This is a genomic window from Cerasibacillus quisquiliarum (genome assembly GCF_014202495.1).
In the GTDB taxonomy this organism is placed as follows: Bacteria; Bacillota; Bacilli; order Bacillales; family Amphibacillaceae; genus Cerasibacillus; species Cerasibacillus quisquiliarum.
This window is the reverse complement of record NZ_JACHHA010000005.1, coordinates 81,770-93,757: the sequence shown is the minus strand read 5'-3', so window position 1 is coordinate 93,757 and position 11,988 is coordinate 81,770. Positions and strand designations below refer to the sequence as shown.

Below are 11,988 nucleotides of genomic sequence, written 5' to 3'. Positions count from 1 at the left end.
TTAAGAACGGCGGATCTTCTTGGACACCTAAATCTACAGCCTATCACTGTGTATCATTGTCTAGTCTTACTACAGGAGAAGAATCAAGTGATTTTGAACGTGACACGTTAAAAGAATTGTATAATCAGCTTAAAAATGGCAAAAACACATTGAATAGTACAAACTTAGAGCAGGATATTACAGAAGTTGTTGAAAGACAATTAGCTGATAACGAAACTGATGTTACTGAATTTACTTATAAGGATGGTAAAGAAGTATCTGTAAGTGATTTCAACATTGTAAATTTAGCCGCTGAGAATAGCAAGACTCCTGTTGCAGATGGAGTTACTTTCTATAATACGGAAGAAGCTAATACATCTATTATTGAATTAGAAGTAAAAGAAACTGTGTTTAAGGATGAAAAAGAATATAAATTAACCGGATATGTAGTATTCATTGATGGTGAAGAACAAAATCTTGAATCTGGTATATTTGTAGAACTTGTTAAGTAATATCTTAGAGGACATATGGTTAGATATATGAAAAAGAAGCTATTAAAATGTATAGCTTCTTTTTCTTTGCTTATTGATTAATTATTGGAACCCATGTGTTTACAAAAAAGGGATTAAAAGCTGTTACGAGATATTCGCTTTAGCCCTATTTATTTACTCAAGTATTGTATTTACAACAACATAATGTTTATTAAACTATATTACATAGAATGTTGCCATAAAACTTCATCGTTTTGATTTAGCGCTTTAATAATAAATTCATCATCTTTATCTGGCAATCGACCTTCCTCTATAATGCTATACCAACCATAAGTTTCCTCATCCACTTTAAAAATGTTAGCCTCATGATGTACATTAGCATTTTGAATGATCTCCACTTCTTTAATCTCATTATCAGTAATTATTCCACCAAGATAGTGATAGTCGTGAACTCCCGTATTTGCCACTGAGATACCATCTTCAGAATTAGACAGTGATAATAGCGCATTAAATCCAAGCTCTTTCGAACCGAAAAGAAGTTCATTACCTTTTCGTGCGTAAAGAGAATCAAGTACTGTGTTTCTTTGACTTCTTTATAGAGGATTTCTGAATCTGGAAAGGGAAGATAATCGTTTGCTAAATCAGTGTTATATATGTACCTTTCAGCATCAAATAATGATTGCTCTAACTCATTTTTTTACCCTGCCTAATCCCATGGCTTTTTTAGCTTTTTGTAACATTTTATTCGCTTTAAAGGATGCTTTTTCAGCACCTTCATCAAGGATAGTGTCAAGCTCTTTTGATTCGATCAATTCATAGTACCTATTTTGAATTGGCTCAAGTAGATTGACAACTGCTTCAGCGACATCTTGCTTAAAGTCACCATAGCCTTTCCCTTCATATTTCTTTTCTAGTGATTCGATTGATTCTCCTGTACAACTTGAATAAATTGTTAATAAATTTGATACGCCAGGTTTATTCTCTTTATCGTATTTAATGATACCTTCTGAATCAGTAACAGCGCTTTTTATTTTTTTTATGATTTGTTTCGGTTCATCTAACATTGAAATGAACCCCTTTTTATTTTCATCAGATTTACTCATTTTCTTTAATGGATCTTTTAATGACATAATACGAGCGCCTACTTTAGGAATACGTACTTCTGGAATAGTGAAAATATCATTATATCGATTGTTAAAACGCTGTGCTAAATCTCGTGTTAATTCTAAGTGTTGTTTTTGGTCATCACCGACAGGTACAATATCGGTGTTATAAAGTAAAATATCAGCCGCCATTAGGGCGGGATACGTAAATAATGCTGCGGAAACAGCAGATTTCCCTTCAGATTTATCTTTAAATTGTGTCATTCGCTCTAATTCCCCTATGTAACTAATCGATTGCATCATCCAACCTAATTGGGCATGTGCTGGTACTTCAGATTGAATGAATAAGGTTGATTTTTCTGGATCAATACCTGATGCTAGATACAATGCAGCAAGTGAACGAATATTTTTGCGAAGTTCTAAACGGTCTTGTGGCACGGTGATTGCGTGTTCATCAACGATACAGAAATAACATTCATGATCATCTTGGAGTTCAGTAAATTGTCTTAATGCTCCTAAATAATTTCCTAATGTTAACGTACCACTTGGTTGAATACCTGAAAAAATGGTTTTCATCCGACATCACTCCATTTCATTTTAATACAATAAATTAAGATAACAAAAAAAGCTCATTCGTCTTCTTATTAAGAAGGGACGAATGAACCGCGGTGCCACCCTTATTTATCTTACGTTGTAAGATCTTCATTAAAAAAATAGCTCCAAAGTCCCATTTCCGAATTGCCATGGTACTTGTTCACACCAGCCACAAGCTCTCTACAATCCAGTGGGCAATTGTACTATATCTTCTTCATAGCTATACTTATACATTTTGCCTTATTATATCCTTTAATTTAATGAAAAGCAAGAAAAACATTACGTTTTTCATACTTATGTAGGATTCACAGTTTATAAATCTTTCGATATAATAGATAAATAGATTATTTCAAGGTAGGGGATGTTATGAAAAAAAGAAAAAATATCTTCATGAGCATCGTATTAACTGTCGTTTTATTTATGCCGCTAGTTATTCATGCGAAAGATGAATTAAAAGTATCTTTCCATACGAAAAAACAAACGGAGATTAAATTACTTGATCCAGAGCAACGTTTTAAACGATATACATTTTCATCAGCATATGATTTTGAATATCCAGATGCAGTTAGGGGGATATATGTCACAGGTCCATCAGTTGGTGGTGATCAATTTCAAAGCTTATTAAATTTCGTTGATAGCACTGATCTCAATGCGATGGTTATTGATATTAAAGATGATTTCGGTTATTTAACATTTACACCAGAAAAAGATTCACCCTTTACTGATATAGGATCAAATGATATAAAAGATCCACACCGATTAATGAAAACACTTGAAGAAAAACAAATATATCCGATTGCCCGCATCGTGGTGTTTAAAGATACATACTTAGCTAAAAAACGCCCTGAACTATCATTTGTTGACGGTGAGAAAGTATGGGTAAACAATAGAGGCGAAGCTTTTGTTAATCCATTCGAAAAAGAAGTCTGGAAGTACAATGTTGAAATTGCTAAACTTGCAGCAGAAATGGGCTTTAAAGAAATTCAATTCGATTATGTACGTTTTCCAGAAGGATTTGAAACGCGTGATGAATTATTAAAGTATAGCTTGGGAGATTATAAGCATTCAAGTAAAGATTCTATAGAACGTCGCGTCGATGCTGTAACAGATTTTGTCCAATATGCAAAAAAAGAACTCGCCTATTATGATGTTGATGTTTCTGTAGATATTTTTGGTTATGCAGCGACAATTGTTGAGACACCTGGAATTGGACAAAATTTCTCAAAAATATCAGAACATGTGGATGTCATTTCTTCAATGATTTATCCAAGCCATTGGGGGAATAACTTTTTTGGAATTCCAGTTCCAGATAAAGAACCGTATCGACTAGTTTCAGAATATGCCAAAGTGGAAAATAAAGTGCTTGGAAAACTTAAAAACCCACCTACATCTAGACCGTGGATCCAAGATTTTAGTGCGACATGGTTGTATAATGGTACAAAACCATTTTATTATGGAAAAAATGAAGTTGAAGCCCAAATAAAAGCATTGAAAGAAAATGGGATTGATGAGTTTTTATTATGGAATGCTGCTAATACGTATACAAAAGATGTGAATTATTTAGTGGAGTAATAACAAGAAAGAAAGAGATCTTTGGATTTTTTTTAATCATAGAGGTTTAGATTTAAAATTATTTGGGAATGTTACAAATATGTGAAGTTATTATAAAAAGAAAAATAAATTATGGTTTTCTTTTAAAACCCCCTACCTTTTACTTGACATTTATAGTATACTTATACATAGGGTTATTTAAACTTATTATTATTTAATAAGCTATTTGTTTATGTATGATAAATATAGATACTATATGAGGAGTGACGTATTATATGGTAACACTTTATACCTCACCGAGCTGTACATCTTGCAGAAAAGCAAAAGCATGGCTAGAGGAGCACGACATTCCATTTAAAGAACGTAATATTTTTTCAGAGCCGTTAACGCTCGAAGAAATAAAAGGAATATTGCGAATGACTGAAGACGGAACAGACGAAATAATCTCCACTCGCTCTAAAGTGTTTCAACAGTTAGATGTGGATATTGACACGCTGCCGTTAAATGAATTATTTACATTGATTCAAAAAAATCCAGGATTATTGAGACGCCCAATTATATTAGACGAAAAACGTCTCCAAGTCGGATACAATGAAGATGAAATACGCCGTTTCTTACCAAGAACGGTTCGCACCTTCCAGCTACGTGAAGCACAACGCATGGTTAATTAAATGAGAAATGTTCAATATAAGCGGAGATCACTTACAATCGGGTCTTCGCTTTTATTATACTATATTCATTTTCAGGAAATTAGTCAATAAAAAGGCGATAAGAGTGACAAGTATGAAAGAACAAGGTAAAATACTAATTTAAGCATTCATTCTAGGCATTTGAATTTTCAAAACGGATGATGTTTCATACAATAGATATATAGTAACAGATGAGTGATTTTAAATATATGGGGTATCCCATCATAGAAGTGGTCACCGCAAGAGAAAATTAAATGGTGTTCCCCTTAAAATAATAGCTAGAAGGGAGAGAGAAACATGGATATCGAGAGAATTAATGATCATACAATTAAATTTTTTGTGACATATCAAGATATAGAAGATCGTGGCTTTAAGCGAGAAGAGATTTGGTATAATCGCGAACGGAGTGAACAACTCTTTTGGCAAATGATGGAGGAAATTAATGATCAAGAAGAGTTTGATGTCGAAGGACCGTTATGGATTCAAGTGCAAGCAATGGATAAAGGTTTAGAAATCATTGTGACAAAAGCGAATATGGCAAAAAATAATGAAAATCTAATTTCTATTGAAGGGCTTAAAAATGTAGAAGACGTTCTTGAACCTAACCAGGTTGAACAGCTCTTAGAAGAAAAATTAAATAAAGCACAAGTTGAACAAGAAGAGGCAGAATTAGAGGAAGGTCACTTCTCAATGGTTACTAGGTTCAAAGATTTTGAGGACGTGATTCAGCTTAGTCACTATGTAAGTGATGTGACAGATCCTATCATGAATAAATTATATGCTTATAAAGGACATTACTACATGTATATTGAGTTGTTAGATGAATGGATAGACGATGAGCGTAAAGAGGATTTGATCAGTCGTATTTTAGAATTTACAACTGAAGCAGATATTACTGTCCATGTTCTTGAAGAATATGGAAAACCAATCTTCTCAGAAAACGTCTTTGAAAATGTACGTTATTATTTTTCTGCATGAGATATGAAATTAGAGTAGAAAAGCAAGCGCAAATCATTGAGTAGCGCTTGCTTTTTTATTGTATACGAATGATTTCTAAGTGAATCTTTCTATTTTCAGAATCAGCATAACCTATTATTAAATATTGTTTATCACTCGACGCTGTTATGGCATCTACTTGACTTAAGGCGGTTTCTATCTTTATTTGCTCCTTTGAATGGATATTATATTTGAAAATGTTTTCATGTTCACTGTCAATATAGAATACATCTTCTCCGAATGAACGAAATTCACTTATCCATGTATCACTAATCACAATATGTTCATCATTTTTTACATTGGTAAAGGTTAATTGATTTGTTGTCCAATCTCGGTGGTCTCTGAATTCAAGAGCATAATAATAATCTCCACCAACTTCTATATACCCAGGTGTCCCTTGTTTAGATTGATAACTTTGGGTTTCACCTGTCTTCATATTATAAGAGACAAAATAATTTTCATCATTTATGATATCGGACCAGTAAATAGAATCACCATCAATATAAACCCAATTATTATAAAAGGAATGCTCATATACTTTACCAATCGTTTCATAGTTATCTTTGTCAATATCATAGATGACAACACGGGCATCATCATTGTCATGATCTCTTTGAATCCAAGCGACGATATTGTCTTTTAAAAAAGGAGCGACTAATTCTAAATCATCTGGCTCTGCTTCATATAATATTTTTGTTTCATTTGTTTCTCGGTCTAGAAGAATAACTCTAGCCATTAAACCAGATATTTCAGACTCTACCCATGTCATATAATGATCATTAACCATTAGATCATTGATAGCGAGATAGGGTGCCTTTGATTCATAAAATACGGTTTCAGTTTTGTTATCCAGATTTACTTCTATTATTTTATTATTAAAATCTTCGTCTTTTGTTGCAGTAGGAATAAAAAGAGAATGATGATTGATATCTATCCGTGAATGACCGTTATAACCTGAAAGTTCTAGTACAATGTTTTCTTGTTTTTTAGTACAGGATCCTAAGATACATAAAAAGAACATACTAACAGAAATTAGAAAATAGCGATTCAAATCATGTGTCCCCCTTTTAAGATGCGAGTGTTATTTTTTCAGGTTATGCATGCGATTGATTCATCAATAAATCTAGCTGCCATCTAAATAGAATACCACTCACCATCTGGTAATCTGGATAATTGGGCACTATTTTCATCTATTACATGATTGCCAAAAAACTCATTCACCTCTTGAATTTCACTTTTATCCGAGATTTGAACCTTAGGATTTTTTTATTCCTAAAAAAGTTTCAATTTCTTTATCAGCTTTTTGCTCTTCTAATTGAGCCTCTAATACTTCTTGTTCTGAAACATCGTCCTCTTCTAAAGCTCCAGTTGAATAATCATAGTCTTCGGCTGATACCATAGTTGGGATAAAAAGCATAAATAAAATAATTAACCTTACAAATACTTTCACTACTTTTCCCTTCATTATTTATTTTACAAATACAACTTTACCACTATAATGTACATTATTCAATTAAAATACAGAAAATTCATTCGACTTATTTCGACATATTTTTTAAAATGGTCATTTGATAAATAGAGCAGGAAATCCATGTCAACGTGTCGAATATAATTATACGAGGTGAGATTGATTATGTTATCAGCTATCAATCATGCGGGTCAGGTGATTACGTTAGCTACCTTGACACGTGAAGAAATTAAGCGATTAAAACAAGATGATTTTTTCTGTCCCGATTGCAATGAAAAGCTAATCATCAAGGCTGGTAAAATAAACATACCCCATTTTTCACATCAAGCAGAATCAGCTTGTCCTTCAAATCAGGGGGGCGAAGGAACATATCATGAGACAGGTAAAATGAAACTTTATAACTGGTTAAAACAACAAGGAAACCAAGTTCAACTGGAGGTTTACTTTGAGTCAATTAAACAACGAGCTGATCTTTTTTTAGAATGGAAGAAAAGGCAAATCCCGATTGAATATCAATGTGTCCGCCTCCCAGTTGCATCAGTTATCGATAGACAAAGAGGTTATCAGAAATTAGAACTCCCATCCATCTGGATATTAGGAACTAAATTATTAAAGAGATTCGGTCCATTACATATCCGAATGGACACCTTTACTCGCCACTTTATTCATCAATTACATCCACGCCATCCATCGACTTTATACTACTTTGATCCAAATGCATTATTATTCACGACTGTTTCAGATATTCACCTTACTCAGCAAACCCGAGCATTAGCTAAAATAAGATATCTCCCTTTACATCGAGCAAGCTTCATTGACATATTTCAAAATAAACGCTTTACAAAAGAAGAACTGCTTTATTTATGGAGAGAAGAAAAAAGACAATTTCGGCTCAGACCACGTTATCGATTAACTGGAAGAGAACGTAAATGGCAAGAATGGTTATATCATCATCATTTACATGTGGAACATTTACCATCTATCATTTATCTTCCTGTTTATTCTTCCTACTTAATGAAGATTCCACTTGAAGAGTGGCAAAGTTATATATATGTAAAAATCCTACGACCACTTCCCGTAGGAGGAACATTTTCATTAAATACATGTATACATCAACTTCAGTCAATGCGTTATTCGCATTCAGACTATCCCCTCCTAGTCATGCCACAAGAACCTATTCAACAATATTTGAATCTCTTAGTAAAGTTAGGTTATTTAAAACGAATAAATTCCCATATTTATCGTAAAATGAAAGAGATATTACCTACTCGTCATATAGAAGACTCACTTCAAGAGGATAAAAAGTTAATAGATATACTAAAGCAAAAACTTCGCAAACCGAAGTGAAATATTTTGAAAGAAAGTTTTGAATGGAGTAAAATGATTAATAATCATATTGAAGGAGGAATGGAATGTGTCACAAGCAAAAACATTACAAAAAAGAAGCGATGTTCCAGTTGAAAGAACATGGCGTTTAGAAGATATTTTTGCTACCGATGATTTATGGGAAGAAGAATTAAATAAACTACAAAATGATTTGCCAAAAATGAAAGAGTTACAAGGCACACTACATGAATCAGCTGAGCAAGTTTATGAAGTGTTTACATTACAAGATGAGTTATCTGAACGACTAGGAAAGCTCTATACATATGCCCATATGCGTTATGATCAAGATACGACGAATTCATTTTATCAAGCAATGAATGCAAAAGCTGACCATGTGTTAACAGAGGCATATAGTACGATGAGTTTTATCGTACCAGAATTACTAAGTATAGATGAAGAACGTTTAAAATCATTCTTGGATGAAAAAGAAGAGTTGAAGCTGTATGAACATACGATTGAGCGTATTTTACGTCAAAAGGACCATGTGCTTGGTGAACGAGAAGAAGAAATATTAGCCGAAGCATCCGATGCATTATCGAGTTCTTCCCAAACATTTAGTATGTTAAACAATGCTGATTTAAAATTCCCGATGATTAAAGATGAAAATGGAGAAGAAGTTGAATTAACACATGGGCGTTTTATTACTTTCATGGAATCGAAAGATAGAAATGTACGTAAAGCAGCATTTCAAGCGATGTATGATACGTATGGAAAATATAAAAATACATTTGCTTCAACTTTAACAGGTAATTTAAAGGCAAACAATTTTAATGCGAAAGTTCGCAAGTATAAATCGGCACGTGAAGCCGCATTATATGGTAATAATATTCCAGAGCAAGTATATGAGAATTTAGTAGAAGCAGTGAATGAGAAATTACCTTTATTACATCGATATTTAAAATTGCGTAAAGAAGTCCTTGGTCTTGATGAATTGCATATGTATGATATTTATACACCTCTTGTAACAGATGTTGATATGAAGGTGACATATGAAGAAGCACAACAATATGTACTAGATAGCTTACAACCATTAGGAGAAGAATATGTTAATATCGTAAAACAAGGTTTTGAAGACCGCTGGATTGATGTTGAGGAAAACGTTGGTAAACGAAGTGGTGCTTATTCATCGGGGGCGTATGGAACCAATCCATATATTTTACTTAACTGGCAAGATTCAGTAAATGACTTATATACATTGACACATGAATTAGGGCATTCCGTACACAGTTATTACACGAGAAAAACACAACCATATCGTTATGGAAATTACTCTATTTTTGTTGCGGAAGTTGCTTCAACATGTAATGAAGCACTATTAAATGATTATATGCTTAATCATTTAAAAGATGAAAAACAGAAACTTTATTTATTAAATCATTTCTTAGAAGGTTTTCGTGGAACAGTGTTCCGCCAAACAATGTTTGCAGAATTTGAACATGATATACATCAAAGAATGCAAAAAGGTGAGGCTTTAACGGCTGATAAATTAACAGAGATTTATCATGAATTAAATAAGAAGTATTATGGAGCAGATGTTGTCTCTGATCCAGAAATTGGTCTGGAATGGGCTAGAATACCTCATTTTTATTACAATTATTATGTTTATCAATATGCAACTGGATACTCTGCGGCAACAGCTCTAGCTCATAAAATTCTTTCAAAAGAAGATGGTGCGGTTGATCGTTATATTCATTTCCTAAAAGCAGGTAGCAGTGATTATCCAATCGAAGTACTAAAACGAGCTGGCGTTGATATGACCTCAAAACAGCCGATTTTAGATGCATTAGATGTGTTTGAAGAAAACCTCAAGAAAATGGAACAATTATTATAAAAATAATTTAAAAGGGGCCGTATGATAGGCCTCTTTTAAGCTATATAGATTTTTCTTCAGCGCATTCTTCCCCGATAAACGCGCCGATGTGTAAATGAAAAGATCGTGAAGTAAATTGAGAAGAATAGAAGTGGTAGTGTAAAGTAAAGTGGCATGAGTTGCATCAAGCCTAAAATATTTAAAAAGAAAGAGACAATCGTTATAATTAAGAAACCGAACGGTATGAATTCACGCATAAAATCCCCCCTAAAAATGGTCGTTATATCATATGTGACTAAAATTCAAAATAGAAGTGAACAATTTGTGAAAGATTACACAAAGGGATTGAAATCTATAGATTACCTTGTTAATATATAATTGTGAGATGAATCACAAACAAAACCCCTTTGTTTGATCATGAATCTTTCTCCCATCCCCCTTTGTTATAATATACAAAGACCGTGAGAAACAGAAGAGGATATACGCTGCCCCGTATATCCTCTTCTATTTTATTTAACATGATTTTGCTCTACGTATTTCCAAAATGATTCTTTTTTTCCAGGTATATATTCGACTAATTGTTTAAGTTGCAGCTTTTTAAGTTCACGTTTTACTTTAGATAATGGCCAATCATATATAATTGCTATTTCCTTCGTGCTAATCATTTTATAATATCGAATAAATTGAATTAATGATGGTTTTTCGGACGGAATCGGTTGTGTATTCATCACTTCAGCTAATACTTGCACATAAATATCATATGAATACAAGCCCGAAATTTTTATACCTTGTTCATCTGTTTGATGATTTATATAAACAATAGCTGGTAAACGGTCGATATTCATTTCATAAGTAAGTTTAATGTCAGATTGTAATGCTTTTTTAGCTGTATATGAATATAGGTCTTTCTTAAATTCCTCTAAATCTATTCCAGCTTCGTTAGCACATTCGATTAAAATCGATTTATGTGAAATGTCTTTCCAATTTAAAAATAACTTTTCCTGTATTTTTCTTAAAAAGTGCCTTCCAGCTCGTTTACCCTGTAATTCAGCTGCTTTAATTGCTAATGAGATCATATCGGGTGTGTGAATGAGATGATTTCGTTTTGCCTTTATATCACTTGTACGGTGTATTTTCTGATATGATTGATGATAAATTTCCCTGATTTTTCTAGAAACATGTAGTTGATAAAGTTCCAAAGCCTTATTACGACCGCTTAATACTGGACGAATGGTGAAAAAACGTCCATATTCTATTGAAAGCTTACGCAAATATGGTTCGATTTCCCAACAATCAGGGCAAAGTGGATCAAGAAAGACATACATTTCAATTGGTTTATAAGCTGAATTAAAAGAGGAATCGACAGCCGATGTATTTGTTTCTTTCGTGTTAACTAACCCAGACTGACTCCACATCACACCGATTCTCCTTTCCTTAATCAGATGTATTAACCATATGATGGGCTGTTAATGTTAAACGCTCAAACATCATCGTACGATACGGTTCCTTTATTTGAACCTCATCTAAAGCTTTAGCCATACAATCTAACCATGCATCTCGTCTAGATGGTGTTATTTCAAATGGGAGATGTCTTCTTCTCATCATTGGGTGTCCTCTGTTTTCATTAAATAACTTCGGACCACCAAAAAACTGGCTTAGGAACCAATATTGTTTGATTTCAGTTTCCGTTAAATCTTTAGGAAAGATAGGCGTTAATTTAGGGTGTTTACCTACACGTTTATAAAATGCTTTAACAAGTGCTTTAATTGTTGAATCACCACCAATGGCATCGTAAATAGTTTCCGATTTATTATTTATTATATCTTGTTGCATAGGTCATATCCCTCGCTCTTTTGTATATTATCTATGATAAATATAACAAAATCATTTAAATAATCTTTCAACTATTTTAGTATATATC

At 33.1% G+C, this 11,988-nt stretch carries 13 protein-coding genes and 1 other annotated feature; of the genes, 6 read left to right on the top strand and 7 right to left on the bottom strand.

Features of this window, described 5'->3' with window-relative positions; genetic code table 11:
- The first annotated feature begins 56 nt into the window (after positions 1 to 56).
- Complete coding sequence (locus HNQ35_RS07600; protein ID WP_146936144.1) at positions 57 to 491, top strand: hypothetical protein; 435 nt, start codon at positions 57 to 59, stop codon at positions 489 to 491.
- A gap of 200 nt (positions 492 to 691) precedes the next feature.
- Here the strand turns inward: HNQ35_RS07600 and HNQ35_RS07595 are convergent, their stop codons facing one another.
- Positions 692 to 937, bottom strand: coding sequence for a hypothetical protein (locus tag HNQ35_RS07595; RefSeq protein WP_146936142.1), 246 nt, complete (start codon positions 935 to 937; stop codon positions 692 to 694).
- A gap of 222 nt (positions 938 to 1,159) precedes the next feature.
- Positions 1,160 to 2,149 carry a tryptophan--tRNA ligase gene (trpS, locus tag HNQ35_RS07590; protein WP_146936140.1) on the bottom strand — a complete coding sequence of 330 codons (990 nt, stop codon included), beginning with the start codon at positions 2,147 to 2,149 and terminating at the stop codon, positions 1,160 to 1,162.
- Positions 2,150 to 2,220: 71 nt separating this feature from the next.
- Positions 2,221 to 2,394: a binding site (T-box leader), on the bottom strand.
- 139 nt (positions 2,395 to 2,533) lie between these two features.
- Here trpS and HNQ35_RS07585 point away from each other — a divergent pair.
- The 3 genes from HNQ35_RS07585 (at position 2,534) to mecA (ending at position 5,385) form a co-directional block, all read left to right on the top strand.
- Positions 2,534 to 3,739, top strand: coding sequence for a putative glycoside hydrolase (locus tag HNQ35_RS07585; protein WP_146936138.1), 1,206 nt, complete (start codon positions 2,534 to 2,536; stop codon positions 3,737 to 3,739).
- Between the two features lie 254 nt (positions 3,740 to 3,993).
- Entirely contained in the window at positions 3,994 to 4,389 is a 396-nt protein-coding gene (spxA, locus tag HNQ35_RS07580; RefSeq protein WP_146936136.1) for a transcriptional regulator SpxA, read from the top strand.
- A gap of 315 nt (positions 4,390 to 4,704) precedes the next feature.
- Positions 4,705 to 5,385 carry an adaptor protein MecA gene (gene mecA, locus HNQ35_RS07575; protein ID WP_146936134.1) on the top strand — a complete coding sequence of 227 codons (681 nt, stop codon included), beginning with the start codon at positions 4,705 to 4,707 and terminating at the stop codon, positions 5,383 to 5,385.
- A gap of 55 nt (positions 5,386 to 5,440) precedes the next feature.
- Here the strand turns inward: mecA and HNQ35_RS07570 are convergent, their stop codons facing one another.
- Complete coding sequence (locus tag HNQ35_RS07570; protein WP_146936132.1) at positions 5,441 to 6,454, bottom strand: hypothetical protein; 1,014 nt, start codon at positions 6,452 to 6,454, stop codon at positions 5,441 to 5,443.
- Positions 6,455 to 6,658: 204 nt separating this feature from the next.
- Positions 6,659 to 6,853, bottom strand: a complete 195-nt coding sequence (locus HNQ35_RS07565) for a hypothetical protein (RefSeq protein WP_146936130.1) — start codon at positions 6,851 to 6,853, stop codon at positions 6,659 to 6,661.
- A gap of 183 nt (positions 6,854 to 7,036) precedes the next feature.
- On the opposite strand from HNQ35_RS07565, the gene HNQ35_RS07560 reads away from it, so the two are divergent.
- Positions 7,037 to 8,218, top strand: a complete 1,182-nt coding sequence (locus HNQ35_RS07560; protein WP_146936128.1) for a competence protein CoiA — start codon at positions 7,037 to 7,039, stop codon at positions 8,216 to 8,218.
- A gap of 67 nt (positions 8,219 to 8,285) precedes the next feature.
- Positions 8,286 to 10,088, top strand: coding sequence for an oligoendopeptidase F (gene pepF / locus HNQ35_RS07555; RefSeq protein ID WP_146936126.1), 1,803 nt, complete (start codon positions 8,286 to 8,288; stop codon positions 10,086 to 10,088).
- Positions 10,089 to 10,144: 56 nt separating this feature from the next.
- On the opposite strand, the gene HNQ35_RS07550 is transcribed toward pepF, so the two are convergent.
- The 3 genes from HNQ35_RS07550 to HNQ35_RS07540 all read right to left on the bottom strand — a co-directional run bounded on the left by HNQ35_RS07550 (position 10,145) and on the right by HNQ35_RS07540 (position 11,900).
- A complete protein-coding gene (locus HNQ35_RS07550; protein ID WP_146936124.1) occupies positions 10,145 to 10,324 on the bottom strand; it encodes a hypothetical protein in 180 nt (59 codons plus the stop codon).
- Positions 10,325 to 10,576: 252 nt separating this feature from the next.
- Positions 10,577 to 11,482, bottom strand: a complete 906-nt coding sequence (locus HNQ35_RS07545) for a ClpXP adapter SpxH family protein (protein WP_221261451.1) — start codon at positions 11,480 to 11,482, stop codon at positions 10,577 to 10,579.
- A gap of 19 nt (positions 11,483 to 11,501) precedes the next feature.
- Positions 11,502 to 11,900: a globin domain-containing protein gene (locus HNQ35_RS07540; protein WP_146936120.1), complete on the bottom strand. Its 399-nt coding sequence runs from the start codon at positions 11,898 to 11,900 to the stop codon at positions 11,502 to 11,504.
- Between the last annotated feature and the right edge of the window lie 88 nt (positions 11,901 to 11,988).

Bases quoted from the DNA above. Each gene is read 5' to 3' on its own strand.
- trpS (WP_146936140.1), bottom strand. From the start codon at position 2,149: ATGAAAACCATTTTTTCAGGTATTCAACCAAGTGGTACGTTAACATTA.
- HNQ35_RS07585 (WP_146936138.1), top strand. From the start codon at position 2,534: ATGAAAAAAAGAAAAAATATCTTCATGAGCATCGTATTAACTGTCGTT.
- spxA (WP_146936136.1), top strand. From the start codon at position 3,994: ATGGTAACACTTTATACCTCACCGAGCTGTACATCTTGCAGAAAAGCA.
- mecA (WP_146936134.1), top strand. From the start codon at position 4,705: ATGGATATCGAGAGAATTAATGATCATACAATTAAATTTTTTGTGACA.
- HNQ35_RS07560 (WP_146936128.1), top strand. From the start codon at position 7,037: ATGTTATCAGCTATCAATCATGCGGGTCAGGTGATTACGTTAGCTACC.
- HNQ35_RS07550 (WP_146936124.1), bottom strand. From the start codon at position 10,324: ATGCGTGAATTCATACCGTTCGGTTTCTTAATTATAACGATTGTCTCT.
- HNQ35_RS07545 (WP_221261451.1), bottom strand. From the start codon at position 11,482: ATGTGGAGTCAGTCTGGGTTAGTTAACACGAAAGAAACAAATACATCG.
- HNQ35_RS07540 (WP_146936120.1), bottom strand. From the start codon at position 11,900: ATGCAACAAGATATAATAAATAATAAATCGGAAACTATTTACGATGCC.